The sequence below is a fragment of the Variovorax sp. 278MFTsu5.1 genome (genome assembly GCF_048305045.1).
Classification (GTDB): domain Bacteria; phylum Pseudomonadota; class Gammaproteobacteria; order Burkholderiales; family Burkholderiaceae_C; genus Variovorax; species Variovorax guangxiensis.
The window spans coordinates 4,144,378-4,169,681 of record NZ_CP157622.1; the positions used below are offsets into that span (position 1 = coordinate 4,144,378).

At 70.0% G+C, this 25,304-nt stretch carries 22 protein-coding genes; 18 read left to right on the plus strand and 4 right to left on the minus strand.

Translation table 11 applies throughout. From position 1 onward, the window contains the following. The 5 genes from ABL844_RS19265 to ABL844_RS19285 are packed head-to-tail and all read left to right on the plus strand — an operon-like array spanning position 1 to position 8,613. Positions 1 to 1,026, plus strand: a complete 1,026-nt coding sequence (locus ABL844_RS19265; protein ID WP_418128538.1) for an ABC transporter ATP-binding protein — start codon at positions 1 to 3, stop codon at positions 1,024 to 1,026. After that, complete coding sequence (locus tag ABL844_RS19270; RefSeq protein ID WP_418128540.1) at positions 1,023 to 2,810, plus strand: NAD(P)/FAD-dependent oxidoreductase; 1,788 nt, start codon at positions 1,023 to 1,025, stop codon at positions 2,808 to 2,810. Before ABL844_RS19265 ends, ABL844_RS19270 begins: the two co-directional genes overlap by 4 nt. Then, entirely contained in the window at positions 2,807 to 5,854 is a 3,048-nt protein-coding gene (locus ABL844_RS19275; RefSeq protein WP_418128541.1) for an AMP-binding protein, read from the plus strand. The genes ABL844_RS19270 and ABL844_RS19275 overlap by 4 nt, the downstream gene beginning before the upstream one ends. After that, entirely contained in the window at positions 5,847 to 6,776 is a 930-nt protein-coding gene (locus tag ABL844_RS19280) for a DMT family transporter (RefSeq protein ID WP_418128543.1), read from the plus strand. The genes ABL844_RS19275 and ABL844_RS19280 overlap by 8 nt, the downstream gene beginning before the upstream one ends. Then, a complete protein-coding gene (locus ABL844_RS19285; protein ID WP_418128545.1) occupies positions 6,766 to 8,613 on the plus strand; it encodes an FAD/NAD(P)-binding protein in 1,848 nt (615 codons plus the stop codon). Before ABL844_RS19280 ends, ABL844_RS19285 begins: the two co-directional genes overlap by 11 nt. A gap of 20 nt (positions 8,614 to 8,633) precedes the next feature. Here ABL844_RS19285 and ABL844_RS19290 read toward each other — a convergent pair whose 3' ends face one another. Continuing rightward, entirely contained in the window at positions 8,634 to 10,043 is a 1,410-nt protein-coding gene (locus ABL844_RS19290) for a PLP-dependent aminotransferase family protein (RefSeq protein WP_126022041.1), read from the minus strand. 355 nt (positions 10,044 to 10,398) lie between these two features. Between ABL844_RS19290 and ABL844_RS19295 the strand changes: the two genes are divergently transcribed. From ABL844_RS19295 to ABL844_RS19330, 8 genes are all read left to right on the plus strand, one after another. Further along, positions 10,399 to 10,881 (plus strand): MSMEG_0572/Sll0783 family nitrogen starvation response protein, encoded by a 483-nt coding sequence (locus ABL844_RS19295; RefSeq protein ID WP_126022040.1) that lies wholly within the window; start codon positions 10,399 to 10,401, stop codon positions 10,879 to 10,881. 143 nt (positions 10,882 to 11,024) lie between these two features. Beyond that, the gene (locus ABL844_RS19300) at positions 11,025 to 12,077 is read left to right on the plus strand and encodes a Nit6803 family nitrilase (RefSeq protein ID WP_184637118.1); all 1,053 of its coding nucleotides are present in this window, start codon (positions 11,025 to 11,027) and stop codon (positions 12,075 to 12,077) included. Next, entirely contained in the window at positions 12,040 to 13,122 is a 1,083-nt protein-coding gene (locus ABL844_RS19305) for an MSMEG_0568 family radical SAM protein (RefSeq protein WP_418131926.1), read from the plus strand. The genes ABL844_RS19300 and ABL844_RS19305 overlap by 38 nt, the downstream gene beginning before the upstream one ends. A gap of 2 nt (positions 13,123 to 13,124) precedes the next feature. Continuing rightward, entirely contained in the window at positions 13,125 to 13,685 is a 561-nt protein-coding gene (locus tag ABL844_RS19310) for an MSMEG_0567/Sll0786 family nitrogen starvation N-acetyltransferase (RefSeq protein WP_369661850.1), read from the plus strand. Continuing rightward, positions 13,682 to 14,695: a sll0787 family AIR synthase-like protein gene (locus ABL844_RS19315; RefSeq protein WP_418128546.1), complete on the plus strand. Its 1,014-nt coding sequence runs from the start codon at positions 13,682 to 13,684 to the stop codon at positions 14,693 to 14,695. Before ABL844_RS19310 ends, ABL844_RS19315 begins: the two co-directional genes overlap by 4 nt. Beyond that, positions 14,686 to 14,973 (plus strand): MSMEG_0570 family nitrogen starvation response protein, encoded by a 288-nt coding sequence (locus ABL844_RS19320; RefSeq protein WP_369661848.1) that lies wholly within the window; start codon positions 14,686 to 14,688, stop codon positions 14,971 to 14,973. Before ABL844_RS19315 ends, ABL844_RS19320 begins: the two co-directional genes overlap by 10 nt. A 41-nt stretch (positions 14,974 to 15,014) precedes the next feature. Further along, on the plus strand, positions 15,015 to 16,334 hold the full coding sequence (locus ABL844_RS19325) for an MSMEG_0569 family flavin-dependent oxidoreductase (RefSeq protein ID WP_418128547.1): 1,320 nt from the start codon (positions 15,015 to 15,017) through the stop codon (positions 16,332 to 16,334). 74 nt (positions 16,335 to 16,408) lie between these two features. Next, on the plus strand, positions 16,409 to 17,014 hold the full coding sequence (locus tag ABL844_RS19330) for a hypothetical protein (protein WP_418128549.1): 606 nt from the start codon (positions 16,409 to 16,411) through the stop codon (positions 17,012 to 17,014). On the opposite strand, the gene ABL844_RS19335 is transcribed toward ABL844_RS19330, so the two are convergent. Continuing rightward, positions 17,000 to 17,710: a Crp/Fnr family transcriptional regulator gene (locus ABL844_RS19335; RefSeq protein ID WP_418131927.1), complete on the minus strand. Its 711-nt coding sequence runs from the start codon at positions 17,708 to 17,710 to the stop codon at positions 17,000 to 17,002. The two genes, ABL844_RS19330 and ABL844_RS19335, sit on opposite strands and share 15 nt — an antisense overlap. 154 nt (positions 17,711 to 17,864) lie before the next feature. Between ABL844_RS19335 and ABL844_RS19340 the strand changes: the two genes are divergently transcribed. Next, on the plus strand, positions 17,865 to 20,114 hold the full coding sequence (locus ABL844_RS19340) for a DUF6351 family protein (RefSeq protein WP_418128550.1): 2,250 nt from the start codon (positions 17,865 to 17,867) through the stop codon (positions 20,112 to 20,114). Between the two features lie 7 nt (positions 20,115 to 20,121). On the opposite strand, the gene ABL844_RS19345 is transcribed toward ABL844_RS19340, so the two are convergent. Continuing rightward, positions 20,122 to 21,018 carry a LysR family transcriptional regulator gene (locus tag ABL844_RS19345; protein WP_369661844.1) on the minus strand — a complete coding sequence of 299 codons (897 nt, stop codon included), beginning with the start codon at positions 21,016 to 21,018 and terminating at the stop codon, positions 20,122 to 20,124. Between the two features lie 108 nt (positions 21,019 to 21,126). On the opposite strand from ABL844_RS19345, the gene ABL844_RS19350 reads away from it, so the two are divergent. The 4 genes from ABL844_RS19350 to ABL844_RS19365 all read left to right on the plus strand — a co-directional run bounded on the left by ABL844_RS19350 (position 21,127) and on the right by ABL844_RS19365 (position 24,309). After that, a complete protein-coding gene (locus ABL844_RS19350) occupies positions 21,127 to 22,407 on the plus strand; it encodes an SGNH/GDSL hydrolase family protein (RefSeq protein ID WP_418128552.1) in 1,281 nt (426 codons plus the stop codon). A gap of 103 nt (positions 22,408 to 22,510) precedes the next feature. After that, positions 22,511 to 22,714 carry a hypothetical protein gene (locus ABL844_RS19355; RefSeq protein ID WP_418128553.1) on the plus strand — a complete coding sequence of 68 codons (204 nt, stop codon included), beginning with the start codon at positions 22,511 to 22,513 and terminating at the stop codon, positions 22,712 to 22,714. Between the two features lie 21 nt (positions 22,715 to 22,735). Then, positions 22,736 to 23,257, plus strand: coding sequence for a 2'-5' RNA ligase family protein (locus ABL844_RS19360; RefSeq protein ID WP_418128554.1), 522 nt, complete (start codon positions 22,736 to 22,738; stop codon positions 23,255 to 23,257). A gap of 32 nt (positions 23,258 to 23,289) precedes the next feature. After that, on the plus strand, positions 23,290 to 24,309 hold the full coding sequence (locus ABL844_RS19365) for a phosphotransferase enzyme family protein (RefSeq protein ID WP_418128555.1): 1,020 nt from the start codon (positions 23,290 to 23,292) through the stop codon (positions 24,307 to 24,309). A gap of 10 nt (positions 24,310 to 24,319) precedes the next feature. On the opposite strand, the gene ABL844_RS19370 is transcribed toward ABL844_RS19365, so the two are convergent. Further along, the gene (locus tag ABL844_RS19370; protein WP_418128556.1) at positions 24,320 to 25,246 is read right to left on the minus strand and encodes a hypothetical protein; all 927 of its coding nucleotides are present in this window, start codon (positions 25,244 to 25,246) and stop codon (positions 24,320 to 24,322) included. Positions 25,247 to 25,304: the final 58 nt, after the last annotated feature.

The window sequence follows — 25,304 nt, forward strand, 5'->3', positions numbered from 1 at the left end:
ATGGAATCCGTCACCCCGTTGCTCGAGCTGCGCGCCAGCTCCAAGCGTTTCGTCCGCAAGCCCGATGCCGCGGCGAGGATCGCGCGCCTCTTCGGCGCCCAGGCGCCCGCGCGCACCGTCCATGCGGTCGACGGCGTTTCGCTCGCGGTGCGCCCCGGCGAAGTCGTCGGGCTGGTGGGCGAGTCGGGCTGCGGCAAGTCCACGCTCGGACGCATGGCCGCGGGCCTGCAGGCGCTGAGCGAAGGCGAGCGCTGGTGGCTGGGAGAGGACGCCGAGCTGCGCAGGCGGCGGCTCTCGGCTGCCGAGCGCCGCCGCGACATGCTCGGCGTGCAGATGATCTTCCAGGACCCCTATGCGAGCCTGAACCCGCGCATGCGCGTGCGCCAGATCATCGGCGAGGCACCCGTGGCGCACGGGCTGATCGACGCGAAGGATCAGGAAGAACTCGTGGCGGCGCTGATGCGCAAGGTCGGGCTCGACGCCGGCTTCATGCAGCGCTTCCCGCACCAGTTCTCGGGCGGCCAGCGCGCGCGCATCGGCATCGCCCGGGCGCTGGCCGTGCAGCCCCGGCTGCTGATCTGCGACGAGGCGGTGGCGGCGCTCGACGTCTCCATCCAGGCCCAGGTGATCAACCTGTTCATGGCGCTGCGCGAGGAACTGGCCCTCACCTACCTGTTCATCAGCCACGACCTCGGCGTGGTGCGGCACATCAGCGACCGGGTGGTCGTGATGTACCTCGGGCGGGTGGTCGAATCGGCCGGCGCGGACGCGCTGTTCGAGCAGCCGCTGCACCCCTACACCGAAGGCCTGCTGGCCGAGGCGCCGAAGCTGGAGGTGCGCAAGAAGACGTTCGTGGCGATCCGGGGAGAGATTCCCTCTCCCCTGAATCCGCCGCGCGGCTGCCATTTCCACCCGCGCTGCCCGCGCTCCACGCGCCGCTGCGCCGAGGAGGTGCCCGCGCTCGCGCGAGTCGCTGGCGACCGCTGGGTCGCGTGCCACCTGGTCGACCGGGCGGGCGGCGCATGAAGATCGTCGTCATGTGCTGGCTCGCGCGGACATCGGCCGATGTCTTCGTGGCGCGCAACATCGTGCTGAGGCCCGACCTCGCGGCCAAGGCGCCGCATCAGGTCGCCGCGGAGCTCGCCGCGCTCGCGCCCGACGTGGTGATCGCGCGCGAGGCGCAGTACGAGGCGGTCTCGGCCATCGCGGCCGGGCTCCCCGGCTGCCGCTTCATCTTCTGCGGCCTCTCGGCCTCGCGGGTCGCCATCGATCCGTCGACGCTCCAAGGGCGCTGCGCCTTCGTGACCGGATCGAACTGGGAGCGCGCCGAGTACGAAGCCTTCGTGCTTGCGGAATCCATGTGCCGGCCGAGGCATGGGCCGTCCGCCGAGGCGGTGGCCGGTGCGCCGGGCGAGGTGATGCTGGTCGGCGCGGGCGTCGTCAACCTGGTCACGGCGCTGACGCTGTGCCGACGCGGCCATCGCGTGTCGGTGTACGACCGCATGGCCGATCCGCGCCGGGGCGACACGCCGCACGCCGAGCGCGCCGGCGCGACCTTCGGCGGCAGGGACGCGCGCATCTTCTCGTACAACGAGTCGCGCCATCACCTGGCCTGTTCGCCGCTCTACACGCCGCGGGACACGCCGCGCTTTCGCCTTGGAATTTCGCGGGACGGCTGGCTGTCGCGCGACTACCAGACGATGTCGGACGCCGACCGCCGCTGGATCGACCAGCTCGAACAGGTGCCGCCCTGGGCGGCGCTGCTCTATGGCAACGACATCGTCGGCTTCAACCGGCAGAGCCACCGGCTGTGGCGCGAGCTCTTCAGCCTCTATCCGGAGCTGCTGCGCGAGACGCACCACGTCGGCCGGCTGCTGCGCATCTACCCGAGCGAGGCGTCCCTGCACGCGGCGCAGACGGCCGAGGCCGAGATCGGTGCGCTGATCGGCGCGGTCCCGCTCACGCGGTTGCGCGAGCGCGAGCCCGCGCTGGGCAGCGCGATCGACGAGGGAGCGATCGCGGGAGCGCTCGATGTGCAAGGGTTCTCGCTCAACATCGTCTCGTTCTGCCGCAACCTGATCGGGCTGCTCGAGCGCCTCGGCGCGCGCTTCCACTGGCAGCATGAGGCGAGCGAGGTGCGGCATGCAGGTTCGGGCGCGGTGACAGGCATCGTCGTCAACGATGCCTTGCGGCGGGCCGACCACTATGTACTCTCCCCCGGCGCGCAGGCGCACACCCTTGCCGCGAGGACGGCGGGGCTGCCCGCCATCGGCGCGATGGTCGGCATGTGGGTCACGCTGCCTAACAATGGCACGCCGCTGCAGACGCCGCTCAAGGTGCGCCGGCGCGCCTTCGGCAGCAGCGAGGCGGCCCAGGGCGCCAACGTCGTGCCCGGGCGCGATGCCGCCGGCCGGCCTGTGTTGCACTGCAGCTCGGGGCACGGCTTCGTCGGCGCCTCGGCCGAGGACGTGCGCCTGGCCGACCTGCCAGAACTCGCGCGCTGCGTGATGGAAACGGCGGAGGAACTCTTCGGCGACAAGTTCAGGCGTGCCAGGGAGTCCGGCATGCTCGGCGAGCGTCCGGGCTTCTGCGTGCGGCCCTGGACGCCCTCGGGCCTGGGAGTGCTCGAAGTTCAGGAAGCGGACGCAGGCGGCAAGATGGTGCTCAGCGGCGGCCACAACACCGGCGGCTTCGCGCAGTCGCCGGCCGTCGCGGAGGCCGTGGCCTGCGCGCTGGAGGCACGCCCACATGCGATGCACACGCTCTACCACCCACGCCGCTTTGCCGACGTGTTCGAGGTGACACTGTGAACGCGCCGCAACCATCGCTCACCGCGCTGCTGCGCGACGGCCTGCGCACCGGTGCGGCAACGCTCTGGATCGACGACGAAGGCGCCATGAGGCGCGACGACTTCGCGGCGCTCGTGGTCGCGCAGGTGTCGCTGCTGCGCCGGCAAGGCGTGGAGGCTGGCGAGCGCGTGGTGCTGCATGGCATGGCTTCGCGCGGACTGGCGGCGATGCTCGTGGGCTGCCTGCTCGAGGGCGTGGTCGCCGTGCCGGTCGACGCGGCGCTGCCGCCGGCGCGCAAGCAGGCGATGCTGGACGCGGCGGCCGCCACGCTGGCCATCGAGTTCGCGATGCAGTCGCCGCTCGGGGCCGACGGCATCCGGCGCGTCGCGGGCGCCGCATCGCCGCAGGCCGGGTGGACGCTCGACGACCTGGGCCTGCCGGAGATCGCGCCCGATGCGGGCTGCTACGTCTTCTTCACCTCCGGCACGACCGGGCGGCCCAAGGGCATCCTCGGGCGGCGCGGCGGCCTCGCGCATTTCCTGGCCTGGGAAGCCGGCATGCTCGGCCTCCAGCCCGGCGACCGCGTGGGTGTGCTCACCCGCCTGTCGTTCGACGTGGTGCTGCGCGACCTGCTGCTGCCGGTCGTCGCGGGCGTGACCGGCTGCCTGCCACCGGCAGACGCCCCGCCGACACCGGCTGAAGTGCCGGACTGGCTCGCCAGGATGGGCGTCAGCGTGCTCCACGCGGTGCCGTCGCTGGCGCAGGCCTGCCTGGCGGCGCTGCCCGCGGGCGCGCGCAACGCCACGCTGCGCCACACGCTGTTCGCGGGCGAACCGCTGGGCAGTGCGCTTGTCGGGCGCTGGCGCGCGGCGTTTCCTTCGAGCGCGGTCTACAACCTGTACGGGCCGACCGAAACCACGCTCGCCAAGTTCTGCTCCCGCGTGCCCGACCCGGCGCCCGAGGGCATCCAGTGCTGCGGCCTGCCGCTGCCCGGGGTCGACGTGCGCATCCTCGACGAGGCGCTGCAGCCGTCAGGCCCGGGCGAGCCCGGCGAGGTCGCGATCCGCACGGTGCACCGCTCGCTGGGCTACCTGGGCCCGGAGGAGCCCTCGGCCGCGCGCTTCATCGTGCTCGACGGGCAGCCGGCCTACCTGAGCGGCGACCTCGGCTTTCTGGACGCGCAGGGTGCGCTGCACCTGCGCGGACGCAAGGACCATCAGGTGAAGATCCTCGGCACCCGCATCGAGCCCGCGGGCGTCGCGGCGGTGCTGCAGTCGCACGAATCGGTGACCGACGCGGCCGTGGTGTGCGTGACGAACGAGGAAGGCTGCGCGCAGCTCGTGGGCTACTTCAGCACGCAGGCCGATGCACAGGCCGTGCGCCGGAGCCTGCGCCCTTTCCTCGCGGAGCGCTTGCCTGCGGCGGCCATTCCGAGCCACCTGATCGCGCTCGATGCGCTGCCGCTCACGCCCAACGGCAAGCTGGATCGCGCACGCCTGCCCGCGCCTGCGCCGCGCGCGGACGCCGCCGCCGCCTCCGACGCGGATGCCGACGAGCTCGCGCTCGGCGTGGCCGACGCGATTGCACGGGTGCTGCGGCAGGCGCATGTCGGCGTCGACGAGGACTTCTTCGCGCTCGGCGGCGATTCGCTCGCGGCGATGCGGCTGTGCGCCGAGCTCGAAGCACGGCTCGGCATGCATGCGCAGCCGCTGCTGCTGATGCACGCGCCCACCGCGCGCGAGCTGGCGCGGCAGCTGCAGGAGGCCGGTTCGGCCGCGCCGGCGCCGATCCCGCCCGCCCCGCGCACCCGCTGGTTCGCGCTGAGCCCGCAGCAGCGGCGCTACTTCCGCACCTTCTGCGCGGGCGGCAACCGCAACTGGTGCAACATGGTCGCGCTGTTCGAGCTGCCCGACGGCGTCGATGCCTACTCGGTAGGCCGCGCGCTGACCGAGATCGCGCTGCGCCACGACAGCCTGTGCCTGCGCTTCGGCCATGACGAGGAAGGCGCCGTGCGCCAGTCGATCATGCCGACGGAAGACGTTCCTGTGGCTCTGTGCGACCTGAGCGCTCTCGAAGCGGAAGCACTGGCGCGCCGCATCGACGCGCTGCGCGTGGCCGAAGGCGAGGCGGAGATCGCGCTGTTCTCCGACGCGCCGCTGTTCCGCGCGACCCTGCTCGTCCTGCCCGGCAGGCGGCGCCGGCTGCTGTGGACCGTCCACCACCTGGTCAGCGACGGCACGAGCCAGGGCCTGCTCGGGCGCGAGCTGGCCGCGCGCCTCGCGGGCCGACCCTGGACGACGGATGCCCCGCCGTCGATGCGCGACATCGCGGCCTGGGCCGGCGCGCGCAACGCCTCGGCACAGGCCGCGCGCTCGCATTTCCGCGAGCTGCTCGCCGCGCCCTACCGCCACCGCTACCTGCCCGACAGGCTGCGCTGCGACGATCCGCAACGCTGCCATGCCATCGAGGCCGCCGTGCGCGGCACGCTGCGCGATGCGGTCGTGGCGGCGGCGCGGCGCCTGAAGTGCACGCCCTATGTGCTGTACGTGGGCGCGTATTTCCGCTGGCTCGCGGCGCTGACCGAATGCGACGACCTCGTGGTCGTGACGCCGCTGGCCGGCCGTGCCCACCCGCAGGTCGCGCAGGCCATCGGCGATTTCATCAACCTGGTGCCGCTGCGCGTCACGGGGCTGGGTGCGCTGTCGCCCGGGCAGCTCGTCGAGCGCGTGCGCGACGGCATCGCGCTGGCCGCGCGCCACCAGGACTTCCAGTTCGACCAGGTGCTCGACGAACTCGGCCTGCCGCCCGGCGCGGACCGCAACCCGCTGACCGGCTTCTCGCTCAACTTCATGCCCCAGGCCGATGGCGACGCGCCCGGACTTGCGACGCCGCGGCACGCCGATCGCGGCTACCGGCTGAAGTACGACCTGCTCATGCTGATCCGCGGATGGCACGACGCCACGCACGTCGAGTTCCAGTACCGCGCCGGCCTGCTTTCGCCCTCGGAGATCGAGGAGTGCTTCACCGACTACTGCTCACACCTGGAGGCGCTGAGCCATGCCTGAGAAACAAGGGACAAGGGCGCCGGCGCCGCCAAGCGAATACATGCTGCTGGTGCTGCTCGCGATCCTCTGGGGCGGCTCCTTCACGCTGATCAAGGTGGCGGTGGCCGACTATCCGCCGGCCACGCTGGCTGCGGCGCGCATCCTGCTCGGCGGCGCGCTGTTGACGGCGCTGGCCCTGGCGAAGGGCTTCACGCTCCCGACGCGCCCCGGCCGCTGGGGGGCGCTCTGGGTGCAGGGGCTGCTGCAGGGCGCGCTGCCGTTCACGCTGATCGGCTGGGGCGAGCAGCACATCGCAAGCGGGCTCGCGGGCGTGCTCAACGCCACGGTGCCGCTGTTCGCCTTCATGCTGTCGGTCTTCGTCGTCGGCTCGGCGCCCTTCGTGTTCACGAAGTTCGTGGGCGTGCTGCTCGGCCTTGCGGGCGTCGCCGGGATCGCCGGCCTCGGTTCCCACGCTGCGCTGGGCGGCAGCGACTTTCTCGCGGTCATGGCGGTCCTGGGGGCGAGCGCGTCGTATGCGTGCGGGGCTGTGTTCGGCCATCGCTTCGGCGACCAGCCCGCCGTGGTCACCGCGGCCGGCTCGCTGCTGTGCGGCGGGCTCACCATGCTGCCTTTCAGCCTGGCCATGGACCGGCCCTGGACGCTCACGCCAAGCCTCGAGGCCACGCTGGCACTGCTGGCCCTCGCGGTGCTGTCGACCGCGCTGGCCAGCGTGATCTTCTTCAGGCTGATTCGCACGCTGGGCCCGGTCACCACCACCAGCAACGCGTATCTGCGGGCACTGGTGAGCGTGGCGTTCGGCGTGGTCTTTCTCGCCGAGCCCCTGAGCTGGAGCCTGCTGGCCGCGAGCGCGCTGATCGTCGCCGGGGTGATGCTGGTCACGCTGCCGGGCAGGCCCGACAGGGAGCTGCGCCGTGCGGGTTGAGATCGCGATCGTCGGCGCCGGCCCCTGGGGCCTGGCGGTACTCGACCGGCTGGTCACCGTCGCGCGCCGGCAGCCACGGCTCGCGCTCACCGTGCACGTGATCGACCCCGACGAGCCGGGCCCAGGTCTGCACAAGCCGCAGCAGGAAGACTTCCTGCTGCTCAACACCGTCACCGGCCAGCTCGACAGCTTCAGCGCACGCCATTTCGGCGAAGCGCCGCTCACGGGCGCGATGTCGTTCATCGACTGGCTGCGCGAAGAGCGCGACATCGCAGCCGACCCCAACGGCTTCCTGCCGCGCGCGCTCTTCGGCGCCTACCTGCGGCACGTGTACGCGGTGCTGTGCAACAACGCGCCTTCGCATCTTCGAATCTCGGAGGTGCGCCATCGCGCGCTCGATGTCTCGCTCGTGGCCAACGAGCGGGTGCACGTGCGTCTGGGCGACGGTTCGGCGCTCACGGTGGATCACGTCTTCCTCTGCACCGGCCATGGTCTGGCACGTTCCGGCGGCGAACGGCCGGCATCGCCTGCAAGGCCGATGGCCCCCTACCCGCCGGCACCGCTGCAGGCGCGCATCGAGGCCGGGTCTGCGGTGGGCATCTCGGGCACCGGCCTGGTGGCGGTGGACGTGGTGGCGGCGCTCACCACGGGCCGTGGCGGCCGTTTCGTGCGCGAGGACGACGGCATGCTGCAGTACTTGCCGAGCGGCCGTGAGCCCGTCATGTTCGTGCACTCCCGCAGCGGCATGCCGTTCGCGTGCCGGCCGGCGCAATCGCTCGACCTGTCGGGCAGCTTCGCGCCGATCTTCTGCACCGATGCCTACCTGGCCCTGCGGCGCGCGGCACGCGGGCCCGAAGGCTTGCTGCTCGAGGAAGACCTGTTGACCGTGCTCTCGGCCGAGATGCGCGCGGCCTACCTGATGCGAGCGATGGCGCTGTCGCAAGGCGCGGACGCGGCGGCTTGCCGGCGCGTGCTCGCCCTGCTAGCGCCTGCCGAAGTGAAGGCCTTGTGCGAGAAGACCCTGCCATCGATGGCCGGGTTCTCGCCTGAAACGCTGCTCGCATCGGAATCCGTCCCCAGGCCCGCGCCTTCGCCGCGCAGCGGCGCGGAATTCAGCGCAGCCTTTGCAGCGCGCCTGCGCTTCGACGTGGACGAGGCGCGCAAGGGCGAGGCGCACAGCCCGTACAAGTACGCGGTGGAAATGCTGCGCGTGCTGCGCGGCTTCATCCGCCAGGCGGTGGAGTTCGACACACTCGCGCCGGCATCCCGCCGCCGTTTCTTCGACGTGGTGGCGCCGCGGATCTCGCTGCTGGTCGTGGGGCCGCCGATCTCGCGCGGGCTCGAATGGCTGGCGCTGATGCGTGCCGGCCTGCTGCGCGTAGACCTCGGCCCGGCCCCCGCGCTCGAGCGCGACGCCGCGCTCGGCGTCTGGCGGGCGCGATCGAGCGCCTTCGAGACGCCCTTCGTCGCTTGCCTCGACCATCTGGTGCACGGACGCGCGGGGTACGGCGCGATCGACACCACGGACGATTCACTGCTCGCCGCGCTGTGCCGCTCGGGCCTGTGCGCCGGCTCGTCGCCGCCGCCTCCGGCGGACGAACGAATGGCGGTTCCGCTCATCGACGCCCTCGGGCATCCGGTCGACGCGACAGGCCTGCCTGTGCGCCAGCTCACGCTGCTGGGCGTGCCGACCGAGGGCCGGCGCTACTTCAACCACTACCTGCCCTCGCCCAGGAGCCGGTCGCGGGTCTTCGACAGCATCCAGTCGGCGCTCGACGCGCTGTGGGAGCGGCCAGCCCCCCAGATCGTGATGCGACAAGTGATCAATCCCGTGTGAGTCCACCCTTCCGGTGCCGCTCACGCACCGTGATTGCCGTCTCGAAGCGTCGCATGCGGATGCATCGGATGCGCCAGCGTGTCGGCGATCAGCCGCAGCGCCTGGTCGCACTGCTCGCGCGACATCGGCCCGCCCAGGCAGATGCGCACCGCGTCGGGCGGATCGCCGTCGGTGGAGAAGGCCGCGCTCGCCACCACGCCCACGTTCTGCGTGCGCAGGTACGAGGCGAACTCCACCGGACTCCAGCCTGGCGTGAGCGGCAGCCAGGCATGAAAGCCCTCCGGGTGCGCCTGCAGGCCGCTGTCGCCCAGGTAGCGCACCGCAAGCGCCTGCCGCGCCACCGATTCCGCGCGCACGGCCTGCAGCATCTCCTCGGCCGTGCCGTCTTCCACCCACAGCGTGGTCAGCGCATTGGTGATCGGCGAGGCCATCACGGTGGTCGCGCGCATCGCGCCCGCCAGCCGCTGCGACTGCACCACCGTCGGCGAACACACGTAGGCGCTGCGCAGCCCCGCGCCGAAGCACTTGGAAAAGCCGCTCACGTAGTACGTGAGCCCCGGCGCCAGCGTGGCGAGCGACGCGGGCGTCTGGCGCGGCAGCATGCCGTAGGCGTCGTCCTCGATGATCGGCACCGCATAGCGCAGCGCCACGTCGGCCAGTGCCTCTCGCCGCGCGCGCGAAACGGTCGCGGCGGTCGGGTTCAGCAACGTGGGGTTGCAGTAGAGCGCCTTGGGCTTGAGCGTCTTGCAGGCGTGCTCGAAGGCGTCGGCGATGGGGCCGTCGTCGTCCATCTGCAGCGCATGCAACTGGACGCCGAGCTGCGCCGCGATGGCCTTCACGCCCGGATAGGTGAGCGACTCCACGCAGACCAGCTCGCCCGGTCGCGCGAGCTGGGAGAACAGCGCGGTCAGCACACCATGGATGCCGGGACACACCAGGATGCGGTCGATGCCGGCATCGGGCACGAAGCGCCGCAGCCAGTGCATGCCGGCAGCGCGGTCGTGCGCGGTGCCGCCGAAATCCTGGTAGCGCAGCAGGTCGTGGAAGTCGATCTGCGCGAAGGCGCGGCTGGCGCTGTCATGCAGCCGCGCCATCAGGTGCTCGTCGTCGGGCTCGGGCGGCATGTTCATCGTCATCTCGGCGCCGCTGCCGCCGCGCAGCCGCAGGCTGGGGCTGCCCGAGCGGATGAAGGTGCCGGTGCCGGCGCGCGAGTCGATCAGCCCGCGCTTGCGCGCCTCGGCGTAGCCGCGCGCCACGGTCGTGTAGTTCAGCTCGAGCTCGGTGGCCAGGTCGCGCAGCGTGGGCAGGCGGTCGCGCACGCCGAGGCGGCCGGTCTTGATGTCGTCCGCGATCAGGTCGGCCAGCAGCAGGTAGGCCGGACGCGAGGTGTTGCGCAGCTGCTTGCGCCAGTGGGCGGTGATCGTGGTCATGGTGGGCGCTCCGGCGAAATTGATCGCATTCATTGATTGCATCCGGCCGCCGATCAACATGCATGAACCGCGCCCGCTCCTCGGGAGAGAAATGCTTCGATCAGGTGCGATCAACCCCATTGATCGGGTGCATTGATCGCATGGAATGCGCGTCGTCACGGTGCGCGACAGGCCTTCCGAGCTCGCCCCGTTCCCGCGTTCGAAGGCACCCAAAAGATTTTTTCGCCCGCGCGGCCCGCGCCGCCGCGTGTTGATCGCGCATTGATCGCATGAGGCCGCCGGAGCGCTGGCACATCGCCTGCGAAGGAGAAGGCACGCAAGACCTGCGTACCCACCACCCAACCCGGAGAACCCCATGCCCAAAGTCACCCGCCCCCGCAACGAAAAAGGCGAGTTCCTCGTCGACTACGAAGAGAAGGTGTTCGAAGACGTCAAGGCAGAGCCCGGCGAGAAGGCACTCGTCACCTTCCACACCGTGGCCTTCGAAGGCTCGATCGGTTTCGTGAACCTGCTGCAGGCCACGCGGCTCAAGCGCAAGGGCTACGACACCTCCGTCCTGCTCTACGGCCCCGGCGTGACGCTGGGCGTGCAGCGCGGCTTTCCCACGCTGGGCGACGAGGCCTTTCCGGGTCACCAGAACTTCAACAAGCAGATCGCGAAGTTCATCGAGGAAGGCGGCAAGGTGTATGCCTGCCGCTTCGCGCTGCAGGCGCTGTACGGCCACGGGGAAGGCGCGCTGATCGAGGGCATCACGCCGATCAACCCGCTGGACGTGCTCGACCTCGTGCTGCTGCACAAGAAGGCCGGCGCGGTCGTCATCGACACCTGGACGCTGTAAATGCTCACCCCCAGTCTTCGCGCACTTCGTGTCGCTTCGCCAACCCCCTCGCCGGGGGCAACACCTGCAGCCCGGCAAAGCCGGTTCTGCGGTGTTCCCCGAATTGGCTTCGCTGCGCTCGCCGTCGTGGACAGGGGATGACCATGACCTCTTCTCACCGCATCGTGCGCGCCGCGGCGATCCAGATCGCGCCCGACTTCGAGCGGCCCGAAGGCACGCTCGAACGGGTGTGCGGCGCCATCGACGAGGCCGCTGCCAAGGGCGCGCAGCTCGCGGTCTTTCCCGAGACCTTCGTGCCCTACTACCCCTACTTCAGCTTCGTGCTGCCGCCGGTGCTGCAGGGCGCGCCGCACCTGCGGCTGGCGGAGCGCGCGGTGGTCGTGCCCGGCCCCGTCACGCAGGCGGTGGCCGAACGGGCCCGCGCCCGGAGCATGGTCGTCGTGCTCGGCGTGAACGAGCGCGACCACGGCAGCCTCTACAACACGCAGCTGGTGTTCGATGCCGACGGGACGCTGGCACTGAAGCGCCGCAAGATCACGCCCACGTACCACGAGCGCATGGTCTGGGGCATGGGCGACGGCGCCGGCCTCAAGGTGGTCGACACGGCCGTCGGCCGCGTGGGCGCGCTGGCCTGCTGGGAGCACTACAACCCGCTCGCGCGCTACAGCCTGATGGCGCAGCACGAAGAGATCCATTGCGCGCAGTTTCCCGGCTCGCTGGTCGGGCCGGTCTTCGCGGAGCAGATGGAAGTGACCATCCGCCACCACGCGCTCGAATCGGGCTGCTTCGTGGTCAACGCCACCGGCTGGCTCACCGACGAGCAGGTCCGCTCGGTCACGCCCGACGCCGACCTGCAGAAGGCACTGCGCGGCGGCTGCCACACGGCCATCGTCTCGCCCGAGGGCAAGCACCTCGCGCCGCCGCTCACCGAAGGCGAAGGCATGGTGGTGGCCGACCTCGACATGGCGCTGATCGCCAAGCGCAAGCGAATGATGGATTCGGTCGGCCACTACGCGCGACCGGAGCTGCTGTCGCTCGCCATCAACGACCGGCCGGCGCAGACCACCGTGCCCATGCACCCCACGCAACCCCTCGTTCACCGGAGCCCCGACCATGACCACACCCTCGACGATGCAGCAGCCCGACAGCCGGCAGCTGATGACCGAACTCCAGTCCTTCGGGTTGCGGCTGGCTGACACCTCGGCCGGCGTCGCGAGCCGGCGCGGCGGCGCGGGCCCCTCGGACCACAAGGCCGTGACGGTGGACGGCCACACGATCATGGTGCCGGTCCACACCTCGACCGCCTGGCACTCGCCATTCACGGCAGAGGCGCCCGACGCCACCGGCGTGAGCCGCGTGATGCGCGGCAGCATCCCCATCGCGAGCATCAGCTTTCCGAGGCAGCCGCGCTTCTATGCAATGCAGACCTTCGACGGCGTACCCTACTCGCACATCGCCACGCTGCATGGCAGCGACGTACTGGCCACCACCGTGCTGCAGACCTGCATCCGCTACGAGAGCCGCAGGAAGAGCTGCAAGTTCTGCGCGATCGGCCAGTCACTGGCGGCCGGCCGCACCGTGGCGCGCAAGACGCCCGAGCAGCTCGCGGAGGTGGCGCGCGCCGCCGTGCTGCTCGACGGCGTGAAGCACATGGTGATGACCACCGGCACGCCCAACGCCACCGACCGCGGCGCGGCCGTGCTGTGCGAGAGCGCGTTCGCAATCAAGGCAGCGGTCGACATTCCCATCCAGGGCCAGTGCGAGCCGCCGGACGACGACCAGTGGTTCCACCGCATGAAGGCCGCGGGCATCGACACGCTCGGCATGCACCTGGAAGTGGTCACGCCCGAGGTGCGCGAACGCATCATGCCGGGCAAGGCCAGCGTGCCGGTGTCGCGCTACATGAGCGCCTTCGAGGCGGCCGTGGGCGTCTTCGGCCGGGGGCAGGTCAGCACCTACATCCTGGCCGGGCTGGGCGACACGCGCGAAGCCATCCTCGACACCTGCGACCAGCTGCTGGCGCGCGGCGTGTACCCCTTCGTCGTGCCCTTCGTGCCCATCAGCGGCACCCCGCTGGAAGACCACCCGGCGCCCTCGCCGGAATTCATGAAGTCGCTGCTCGCGCCGCTGGGCGAACGCGTGGTGGCGGCGGGCCTGCGCTCGGCGGACATCAAGGCCGGCTGCGGCAAGTGCGGCGCGTGCTCGTCACTCTCCATCTACGAAAAAGAAAGCGAAAGCTGACCATGCTGTGCATCGACGACCTCTGCGAGATGGCGGACCACTACGCACCCGTCGAGTACCTGGTGCGCGAAGCCGCCCAGCAATGGGAGCGCGACGAAGCGATGGCGCTGCGCCGCGCGGTCTTCTGCATCGAGCAAGGCATCTTCGCGCGCGACGACCGCGATGCCGTCGACGAGCATGCGCGGCTGCTGGTGGCGATGTCGTGCAACGGCGGCATGCCCGACCAGGTGGTGGGCACGGTCCGCATCCATCGCGGCGAAGCGGCCGGCGAATGGTGGGGCTCGCGCCTTGCGGTGCACCCCGCCTTCCGCAGCCAGGGGCACCTGGGTGCGACGCTGATCCGGCTCGCGGTGTCGCGCGCCCATGCGCTGGGCTGCAGGATCTTTCTCGCGCAGGTGCAGATGCAGAACGTGCCGCTGTTCGAGAAGCTGGGCTGGACCGCGCTCGAGGAAACCACGGTGCACGGCCGCCCGCACGCACGCATGCGGGCCGACCTCGGCTGGTATCCGCCCTGCCACGATCCGCTGAGCGGTTTCGTCACGCGCGCGAAGGTGCTGGCATGACGCAGCAACGCGTCCACGACATCGCCGAGGCCCTTCGCGCCACGCGCGGCTTCGCCCACAAGCGCGACATCAGCGACGTGGTATCGGCGCTGGGCCGTTCGCTGCCCGGCGGCCACGGCGCGCTCGCGCAGGCAGTGCCGATCGGCGACGACTGCGCCGCCATCCCCGACGGCCATGGCGGCTACCTGCTGTTCGCCATCGAGGGGCTGGTGGAAGACTTCATCGTGCGCATGCCGTGGTTCGCCGGCTACTGCGGCGTGATGGTCAACGTGAGCGACATCTACGCCATGGGCGGTCGCCCGACGGCCGTGGTCGACGCGCTTTGGAGCACCGGCATGAACCCGGCCGACGACGTGCTGCGCGGACTCGCCGAAGCGGCCGTGCGCTACGGCGTGCCCATCGTGGGCGGCCACAGCAACAACCGCAGCGAGAAGCCGCAGCTGGCGGTCGCGATCCTCGGGCATGCGCGCCGGCTGCTGACCAGCTTCGACGCGAAGCCGGGCGACCTGCTCGTGATGGCGGCCGACCTGCGCGGCGCCTACGAAGAGCCGTTTCCGTACTGGAACGCCTCGACGCGCGCGCCTGCCGCGCGGCTGCGCGCCGACCTGGAGCTGCTGCCAGCCATCGCCGAGGACGGGCTTTGCTGCGCCGCCAAGGACATCAGCATGGCCGGCGCGGTGGGCACGGCCATGATGCTGCTGGAATGCTCGGGCGTCGGCGCGCGCATCGACCTCGACGCGCTGCCGCGGCCCGACGGCGTGCCGCTGCTGCGGTGGCTGTCTTCGTTTCCGAGCTATGGCTTCGTGCTCAGCGTGGCACCCGCGCAGGTCGCGGCGGTGATGGCACGCTTCTCGGCCCGCGACATCGCCTGCGGCGTGATCGGCGAGGTCGACGCCACACGGCAGGTGCGTCTGCGCGCGGGAGGTGAAGAAGCGCTGCTGTGGGACTTCGGCAGCGATGCTTTCATCCAGCCGTCCACCACGCTGCAGGAGCCCGCCGCATGCCAGTGACGCACTTCCGCGTGCGCTGGCCCGACGCCAGCGAAACCCGCTGCTACTCGCCTTCCAGCGTGGTGCGGGAACACCTCGCGCCCGGCCAGCGCTACGCCCTCGACGACTTTCTGCAACGCGCACGCGAAGCGCTGGGCATTGCCTCGGAGCGGGTGCGCGCGAAGTACGGCTTCGCCTGTTCGCAGGCGATGGACCAGTTGGCCGAGGTCGAAGGCATCGCCGCGCGCTTTTCGGCGACAGCCGATGCGCAAGTCACCGTCGTCGCCTTCGACGATTGACCCGCCCCACATCCAGAGACAGAGATAAGGAAAGAGCACCCATGTCACACCCTTACGGCGGACGCAGCCACTACAGCGTCGTCATCGTCGGCGGCGGCCAGGCCGGCCTGTCGCTGAGCCATTGCCTGCAGCAGCGCGGCATCGACCATCTGGTGATCGAGAAGCGCAGCCTGGTCCACACCTGGCGCACGCAGCGCTGGGACTCGTTCTGCCTCGTCACGCCCAACTGGCAGTGCCAGCTGCCGGGCTGGGGCTACATCGGCGGCGATCCGCACGGCTTCATGGTCAAGGACCAGATCAATGAGTGGCTCGCGGGCTTCGTCGAGCATGTGAAGGCGCCGGCCATCGAGGGCGTGACCGTGGAGCGCGTGTTCCGCGTGCCGGGCGCCGGGGGACGGGAACACGAGCGCTTCACCGTGCAGACCGACGCGGGCCTCTACACCGCCGACCAGGTGGTGGTGGCCTCGGGCGGCTATCACAAGCCGATCGTGCCGCGCCTAGCGGAAAAGCTGCCGACGGACGTCGCGCAGTTCCACTCGGCGCAGTACCGCAACCCCGCGCAGCTGCCGGAAGGCGCGGTGCTGGTGGTGGGCTGCGGTCAGTCGGGCGCGCAGATCGCGGAAGACCTGCACCTGGCCGGGCGAAAGGTTCACCTGGCAACGGGCAACGCGCCGCGCTGCGCGCGCTTCTACCGGGGCCGCGAGGTGGTCGACTGGCTCGCCGACATGAAGTACTACGACATGCCCGTCACCGAGCATCCGCTGCGCGAAGGCGTGCGCGATAACACCAACCATTACGTGACCGGCCGCGACGGCGGCCGCGACATCGACCTGCGCCGCTTCGCGCTCGAAGGCATGGAGCTGTACGGGCTGCTGGAAGGCTTCGATGGCGGCCGCTTCGAGTTCCAGCCCAACCTGCGGGACAACCTCGACCGGGCAGACGACACCTACAACCGCATCAACGCATCGATCGACAGGCACATCGCCGCGCAGGGCATCGATGCGCCCCCGCCTTCGGTCTACACGCCGGTGTGGGAGCCGCCGGAAGAGCGCACGCGGCTCGACCTCGCGGCGGCGGGCATCACCAGCGTGGTCTGGTGCATCGGCTTCTCACCCGATTTCGCGTGGGTCGATGCGCCCGTGTTCAACGGGCGCGGCGCGCCCGTGCACCTGCGCGGCGTGACGAACGAGCCGGGGCTCTACTTCCTCGGACTGCCGTGGCTGCACACCTGGGGATCGGGGCGCTTCTCGGGCGTGGCGCGCGATGCGGAGTTCCTCGCGGAGGCGATCGAGCGGCGGAAGACGGAACGCCGCGATGCGCGCACAGAAGAGATGCCGCTGCGAGGACTTCACGCCGCCTAGCGGGTCGCGAAGACGCCTTCACCCTGCGTCCCCGATCACGTAGCATCCGGCTTCCCCACTCCCGGAGCCAGTTCATGAGACTGCTGATCGCCGCGTTTCTCTCCGCGCTTCTGTGCGCATGCGCCAGCGCTCCGGGCACGGCGCCGTCGGCCACGGAGCCGGCGACCGAATCCGCGCCAGCCCAGCCCACGGGTGTGCAGTGGCGCTACATCAATTCCAAGTCGTACGAAGCGGCGAACGCCGGCCTGGGCAACAGCCATCGCTTCGAGAGCAGCGTCGGCTGGATCGACGTCTACGTCTACGACATGAAGCGCAGCTGGCAGCCGGGCGTCGGCGATCCGCAGTTCGACGATCACTTCCGAAGCACCATCGCCGAGGTGCAGCGCGCCGCCGCGCAGGGCGTGTATGCCAGCGCGAAGATCGGCCCGACGAAGGACGTGCGCATCGAAGGGCTGACCTTCCGCACCGTCTCTTTCCGCCTCGTGCATTCGCGCGACGGCAAGGCCTATGACTCGTTCACCTACCTCGCGGTGCGCAACGGCAAGCTGCTGAAGTACCGCATGTCCTTCAACACGCCAGCGCCGGCGAACGTGGATGCGATCTCGCGCGAGTTCATCGAGCGCAACGTGCGCACCGGCCCCGACACGCCCGTCGGCACGCGACAGCTACGCAGCACCTGAGCCGGGGCGCCCGCCCTCCGCGGCCAGCGCGCAGCCGCACGACGCCCTGTAGCCGCGCAGGCCGGCAAGATCGAGCACCGTCAGCCCGCGCTTCTCGAGACGGATGAGCCCCAGCGCCTGGAAGCGCTGCAGCGCGACATTCACGCGCTGCCTCGACACGTTGGCAAGCAGCCCGATCTCGGTCTGCCCCACTTCCAGAGAGCGCGGGGCTTCCGGGTACAGCTCCGGGTTGTAGAGGCTCGCCAGGCAGTTCGCGACACGCGCGTCGGTATCGAGCAGGCGCTCGTGCTCCAGCGCGCCGATGAAGAGGCTGAGCCGCGCGTTGAGCAGATCCTGCAGGTAGTGGTTGAAGGGCACGCTGGTGCCGCGCAGCCATTCGAAAGTGCGGCGCGGCATCAGCGCCACGCGCGTGGGGCGCAGCGCGAACACGTCGTAGCGGCGCGCCTCGTGCTTGAAGAGCGAACCCTCGCCGAACCACACGCCGGCCGACACGCCTGTGAGCGTCGACACGCGCCCGTCCTCCGACGCCACCGACATCTTGGCGAAGCCGTCGATCAGCGCCATCCAGTGCTCGACCAGTTGCCCCGCACGCGCGATGCAGCTGCCGCGCGCGAACTGCCGCTCCTGCATGCTGCCGAGCACATGCTCCAGGTCGGCGGACGAAAGCGCCGACGCCCACTTGGAGCGCCGCACCATCTCCTCCATCGCCTGCGGGGCGGCAGGCCGGCCGGCCGGATCATTGGGATCAGGGATTACCTGTAGCAATTCGCGCGTCATCTGTCGTCGCAACGACCGCGGCCCGGAACGTCCATTCGTATTCTTTCAAGGACATACAACACAGGAGACGTCGATGTTCGCTACACCCCGCCGCCCGCGCAAGCGGGTTTTTCCGTGGCCTCGCCCATCCCGCGCCGTTGCAGCCGGGCTCGTCGCGATGGCCGGCGCCCTGCTGGTCGCCGCATGCGGGGGAGGATCTGGCAGCGGCCCCGGGTTCTCGTTCATTCCCGGCGCCAGTCCGCCGCCGTCCGCGCCGACGCCGGCCGCCTTCCAGGTGAAGACGCTCTCGTCGTCGCCCGACATGATCAGCGGCGGAGACACGCTGCTCGAGATCACCGCGCCCGTGGGCGTTGCGCTCGACAAGGTGCGCGTGAGCCTCAACGGCAAGGACGTGAGCTCGCAGGTGCCGGTGGCCGACAGCACGGCCCGCGTGCTGCGCGGGCTCGTCACCGGGCTCACGACCGATGCCTCCAGCACCACGGGCAGCAGCAACTCGCTGGTCGTGAGCAACGCCGACAACTCGGCGCAGCGCACCGAAGTGAAGCTGGTCAACTACCCGATCACCGGACCGATCCTCTCGGGCCCGCACATCTCGCCCTACGAATGCCGCACGGTGCAGAACGGCCTGGGCTCGCCCCTCGATGCCGACTGCTCGGCCGCGACGCAGGTGGTCTGGTACTACCGCAGCACCTCCAATACTTTCAAGCCGCTTTCGGACCCCACGGGCACGCGGCCGGCCGACCTCGCGACCACGACCACCAACGACGGCAACACCGTGCCCTACATCGTGCGCGTGGAGTCCGGCACCATCAACCGCGGCGTATACCGGCTCGCGGTGCTAGACAACCCGGCCAAGGACGCGCCCGCCACCTGGAAGCCCGGCCCGGGCTGGAACAGGAAGCTGGTCGTGTACTTCGACTGCTGCGGCTCCGCCCAGTACAACCAGGGCGTGCATCCCATCGAGTCGATCCTCGGCGACGCGGGCCACATCCAGCTCTCGCGCGGCTTCGCCTTCATGAACTCGACCGAGCTGTGGAACAACCAGCACGCCAACCCGCACCTGCAGGGCGAAACGCTGATGATGCTGAAGGAGCACGTCATCGAGGAGTTCGGCACCGTGCCGAAGTGGACCGTCGGCTTCGGTGGCTCGGGCGGCGCCATCCAGCAGTACCTGATCGCGCAGCTCTACCCGGGCCTGCTCGACGGCATCCAGCCCATCGTGTCCTTCCCCGAGACGCTGATGCCCGAGGTGATGGAGTGCCGGCTGCTCAACAACGTCTACAAGCTCGACACCGCCACCTGGACCACGGCCAAGCAGAACGCGGTGAACGGCTTCAACACCAACACCTGCACGAGCTGGGACCTGTCCTTCGCGAGCATCATCAAGTCCGACAACGCGGCGGGCTGCGGCTTCCTGGAGCCGGCCAACGCGTCGAACGTGTTCAACCGCGCGACCAATCCGAACGGCATCCGCTGCGACCTGTTCCAGACCAACGTGAACCTGCTGGGCAAACGCGCCGGAACGCAGGAGGCGCGCCGCCCCATCGACAACATCGGCGTGCAGTACGGCCTGGCCGCGCTGAACAGCGGCGCGATCTCGGTGAAGGAGTTCCTCGACCTCAACGAGAAGGTCGGCGGCTACGACGGCGACGGCAACACGCAGGCCGCGCGCTCCGAGGCCGACCCCGACGCGCTGAAGGCCACCTACTCGGGCGGCTTCAAGAACAGCTTCAAGGGTCCAGGCCTGGCGAACATACCGATCGTCACGCAGCGCGGCAACGCCGACCTGGTGGGCGACATCCACGACACGATGCAGGACCTGATCATCCGCGCCCGCCTGCAGCGCGCCAACGGCCGCAGCGACAACCAGATCATCTGGACGCTGGGCTCGAAGACGCCGGTGGACTACATGTCGGCCTCGCTCGACCTCATAAACAAGTGGCTGGACAACATGGCCGCCGACACGTCGGCGCCGTCCATCGACAAGGTGGTGCGCAACAAGCCCGCGGGCGCCAACGATGCCTGCTGGGACGCCACCGGCAAGCGCATCGACGAGGCCGCGTCGACCGACCCGGCCGCCGCCTGCAACGCGGTCTACCCGCGCTTCAGCACGCCGCGCATCGTGGCCGGCTCGCCGCTGGTGAACGACGTGCTCAAGTGCCAGCTGAAGCCGGTCAACGCGGCCGATTACTCGGTGACCATCGCCGGCGCCGACCTGGCGCGGCTGCAGACCATCTTCCCCGCAGGCGTGTGCGACTGGAGCAAGCCGAGCGTGGGCCAGGATGCGCTGCGCGGCACCTATCTGCGCCTGCCGCTGAACTGACGGGAGTTCAGGCTGCCGAACCCGGCAGCTTCGCCACGCGCTGCGCCAGAAAGTCCACCAGCACGCGCACCCGCTGCGGCTGGTGGCGACGCGGCGCATAGAGCAGGTGCATTTCCTGCGCGGGGCCGGTGTGGCGGCCAAGCACGCGCACCAGCCGGCCCTGCGCGAGCAGCTCCGCCACCATCCAGGTCGGCTGCAGCGAGATGCCTGCACCGCCCAGCACGGCATCGAGCATCGCCACCGCGTTGTTCACCCGATAGCGGCTGCGCACCGGCACCGGGACGGGGCCTTCGGGGCCATCGAGCAGCACGCCGTCGTCGCCGGCCGCGTAGCGCAGGTAGTCGTGCGACAGCAGGTCCTGCGGCTTGCGCGGATTGCCGCGTGACGCGATGTAGTCCGGTGAAGCGACCAGCACGCGCGGCCACGAACCGAGCCGGCGCGCGACCAGGTCGGGCGGCAAAGTGCCGCCGACACGCAGCGAGACGTCGATGCGGCCCTCCAGCGGATCGACGAAGCGGTCGTCGAGCACCAGCTCCAGTTCGATGTCGGGGTACAGGCCCAGGAACTCCAGCGCCATCGCGTTGAGATGCCGCTGCCCCAGCGTCACCGGCGCGCTCACGCGCAACAGGCCGCGCGGCTGCCGGATGCCTTCGCGCGCGTCGGCCACCGCATCGCCGTAGTCCTCCAGTACGCGCCGGGAGCGCTCGTGGAAGCGCTGGCCCTCCTCGGTCAGGCTGAGGCCTGCGGCGGTGCGGCGCAGCAGGCGCACGCCCAGCGAGCGCTCCAGCCCCGCGACCAGCTTGCTGACCGTCGGCTGCGTGGTGCCGAGCGCGCGGGCCGCGCCCGAGAGGCTGCCCAGTTCGACGCTGTGCACGAAGGCTTCGAGGGCGCGCAGGGTGTCCATGGTGTATTCGAATATGGAATGGTCTGGATGCAATTTTGCCTTCTACCCATCCAGACGAGCATGAATGAAAGTGAAGGCCTCGCTTCAACTTTCATCAGGAAGAACTCCATGACCACATCCGCTCTTGCCTCGGCCCTGCGCCACGGCGCTCTCGCGCTCGCCCTTGTCGGCTCGGCCGCGACTTCTGCCGCCGAACCCTCCCCGGCCAGCTACTGGAGCCCCAGCTGGATGGCCAGCACGCAGCCCGTCTGGAACGGCGATTTCGTGCTGCCCTCGGGCCTGCCCTTCCAGTTCAACCGCCAGACCGTGCGGCAGGTCGCGCGCCTGAGCATCGGCGGATCGCGCCTGCGCGTGGTGATCAGCAACGAAGGCGGCACGGCGCCGCTGTACATCGGCGCCGCACGCGTGGCCCGCCATGGCGGGGGTTCGGCCATCGTCGAGGGCACGGACCGGCCGCTGCGTTTCGGCGGGCAGGCCGACGTGACCGTGCCGCCCGGCGCGCGCCTCGTCAGCGACCCGGTGGACATCGTCCTGCCCGCGCTCGCCGAGCTTGCCGTGTCGCTCTACCTGCCACGGCCCAGCCAACCCGCGGGCTTCCACTTCGACGCGCGCCAGACCGCCTTCGTCGCCGATGGCGACCTGACCGGCGCGGCCCGCCTGCCGGCAGCAGCCACGCAATGGAGCACCCGCGTCTACTTCAGCGGCCTGATCGTCGAGACACCCCGGGCGCCGGCCACCGTCGTCGCGCTCGGCGACTCGATCACCGATGGCAACGGCTCCACGCCCGGCGCCAACACCCGCTGGCCCGACGCGCTGGCCGAGCGGCTGGCGGGGCGCAATGTGGCGGTGCTGAATGCCGGCATCTCCGGCGGCCGCCTGCTGAAGGACGGCATGGGCCGAGCCGGCCTGGAGCGTGCGGGCCGCGACGTGTTCGCCCAGCCGGGCGTGCGCGCCATGATCGTGCTACTGGGCACCAACGACATCGGCTGGCCCGGTGGCCCCTTCGCGCCCGAGGAACCGGCCATGCGCGCCGAAGCCGTCATCCAGGGGTTGCGGCAGCTCGCCGAGATGGCCCGCGCCCACAACGTGCGCATCATGGCCGGCACCATCCCGCCGAACGAGCGGGCGCTGCAAGGCACGCCGCTCGAAGGCCACCATTCGCCCGCCAAGGATAAGGTTCGCCAGGCCGTGAACCGCTGGATCCGCGAAGGCGGCGCCTTCGACGCCGTGGTCGACTTCGACGCCCTGCTGCGCGACCCGGCGAACCCCTCCCGGCTCAAGGCCTCGATGGACTCCGGCGACCACCTGCATCCGGGCGATGCCGGTTACAGGGCGATGGCTGCGGCGGTCGATCTGGAGGCCCTTCTGGGCACATCCGCGCAGCCCTGAGGAACCTTTTTCTCAAGGGTTTGCGGACCCTCCGGATACTGTACATACATACAGTATTTCTCTAGAATTCGTCGTCTCCAAGAACAACATCGAGGCGACGCCCATGACCACCGCCAGTCCACCTGCGCTCACGGCGCAGGTTCTTTTCTTCTCCAGGCTGCAACGCTTGCAGCCACCCCGCACCCGTCCAGGCCGCATCTCGACCTGGCCCTTCAAGGTGGGCCACAACAGCACGAGCGACATCCGCGCCCAGGCGGCGCGCGTCATCCGCACGACGGCCGAAAGCTGGTGGCCGCCGGAATCCTGAAACCAGCTGAAGGAGCACGCCGTGACCGAGCCGAATCAACTTCTCGTCGGACTCTTCCCCACCATTCAGGTGCAGGCCGAAATCGAAGCGCATCGCAAGGACTGGTGGTGGCCCAAGGACTGCTCCTTTCCACCTGAAGAGCGCCTGCACCTCACGCTTCAGTATCTCGACGATCAGCAAGGCGATGCCGAACGCCGGCTGCGCGCTGCGCTCGCCGCAGTGTGCGCGCGGCGACTGCAACTGACGCTCAACAGCTCCTGCACGTGGAACAACGACGTCTCGGTGGTTCAGCCCTCGGAGCACGAAGGCCTGCGCCGTCTTCAGCGCGATATCAGCTGCGTGCTGCTGCAAGCGGGCTTTTCCCTCCAGGTCCGTGGGCGCGGATGGAATCCACACGTCACCATCGCGCGAGACTCCGAGCGAGCCGCAAGGCCCATTTCGCTGAAGCCCATCCGTTGGACCGCAACGGAATTCCGCCTGGTCCGCTCCCACTTCACACGCCCGTTCCGCCACGAAGCGCTCGCCTCCTACCCGCTGCACTGAAGCTGCCTTTCGTCCGGCGCTAAAGTCCCCGGATGCTCACGCCTCCCGACCTGCCGCACGAAGCCATCGCGCAATGCCTTGCCGGTGCCTACAAACTGCACGACATCCGCGCCGAGTTCCTGCCGCTGGGCGCCGATGTGAACTCCGCCGTCTTTCGCATCGACGCGAATGACGGCGCCACCTGCTTCCTGAAGCTGCGCCGCAATGGCTTTGACCGGAGCGTGGTCGCCGTGCCGGCTTTCCTGCACCACGACAAAGGCATCGAAGCGGTGATGGCGCCGCTGCCGACAACCGGCGGCCAACTGAGCGTGCAAGGTCACGGCTTCGACTGGGCGCTCTATCCCTTCTTCGAGGGCAGCAACGGCTTCCAACGCGCGTTGACGAGCCGGCAGTGGGTTGCGCTCGGCGCTGCGCTGGGCGCCATCCATCGCACCGAACTACCCGAAACACTGTCGGCCGCCCTTCCCCGAGAACGCTACGACCATCACTGGCGCGAAGGCGTGCGCCGCTATCAGCGCCGCTTCATCAACGACGTGAAAGGCGACGACATCGCCATGCGTTTCCTCGCCTTCTGGGAAGAGCACGCGGAAGAGATCGACAACATCGTCTACCGCAGCGAGCAGCTCGCATCCATCCTGCTCGAACGCCCGCCGCAGTTGGTGCCGTGCCACTCCGACCTGCACGCGGGCAACGTGCTCGTCGGCGACGACGACCGCCTGGCCATCGTCGACTGGGACACGCTCATCCTCGCGCCGAAGGAGCGCGACCTGATGTTCATCGGCGGCGGCGTCGGGCACGCATGGAACCAGCCGCACGAAGAAGCGCTGTTCCACGAAGGCTATGGCGCAAAGAAGGAAGACATCGACGCCGTGGCCCTCGCCTACTACCGCCACGAACGCATCGTGAAGGACCTGCTCGAGTTCTGCGACCAGATGTTCGACGGCACCGCCAGCACGCAAGACCGCGAAGAGGGCCTGCGCCAGATGCAGAACCAGTTCCTGCCCGACGACGTGGTCGCCATCGCGCACCGGAGCTACGACGCCATCACCTGAGCTGGTTTCTTCAGGCCAGCATGTCCTGCGCGTCGTCCTCGAAGCCCGGAATCGGCTGGGCCTTGGCCAGCGCCAGCCATACCGCGAACGGAATGCGCTCGAAGGCGCGATGCACCGCCGCGCGCGCCACCACCAGGCGATCGCCCTCCAGCACCATCACGCCGCATTCGGCAGGTATCTCATCCGGCTTGGCGATGCAGCGGCCCTTCGCATCGTTGCCCAGCACGTACCAGCACTCGCCGCCCAGGTCGAGGTAGGCCGCGCGCTTGTCGGGCTTGCGCAGGTCGCCCAGCAGGTCGGCGCGGCTCACCTTCACCTCGTGAACGATGGGGTGCGCATAGGCCTCCACGCTGGTATTGCGGATCGAGAACACGTCGGGCCGCGCCATGCACCAGCGCGGCTTGCCGCCCTCTTCCAGCGGCGGCAGGCGCGCCCGCAGGCCCAGGCCGCGCCAGGCGATACGGCCGCCGCGCGTCATCTCTCGCGCCACGCGTTCCACCAGCGCCTCGTGCGGCGACAGCGCAGCGCGGTTGATGGTGAGCGTGGCGGCGATGCGCGCGATGCCGGCATCGGTCACGCGCAGCGTCTCGTGGCCATGCGCCGTGCGCACGCGCTCCAGGTAGCCGCCCGCGAGCAGTTCGACCTCGATGGTGTCGCAGCACGGCCAGCCGGCCGAGCGGTAGATCTCGCGCAGGCGCCGCGCATGCAGCTTTCCGAAGGGCACTGCCGCCTCGGCATGCTGCATCGGCGGCGGCTCCGTCACCGGAGGCGGAAAGCCGGGGTCGGTCACCGGCGGCTCGGCCGGAGGCGGATCGCCCTCCGGCGGCGGAAAAGGCGGCTGGTGCGGCGGCGGCACGGGAATGGGCACGTCGGGCGCGGGAGGCGGCGGCCCGATGGGGCCGGCGGCGGGGGGTGCGAGAACGGCGGATTCGGACATGGCGGAAACAGGTTAGCGAAAAGAGCCGGAAGGCGCGAGGCGCAAAACGATCGGTTGC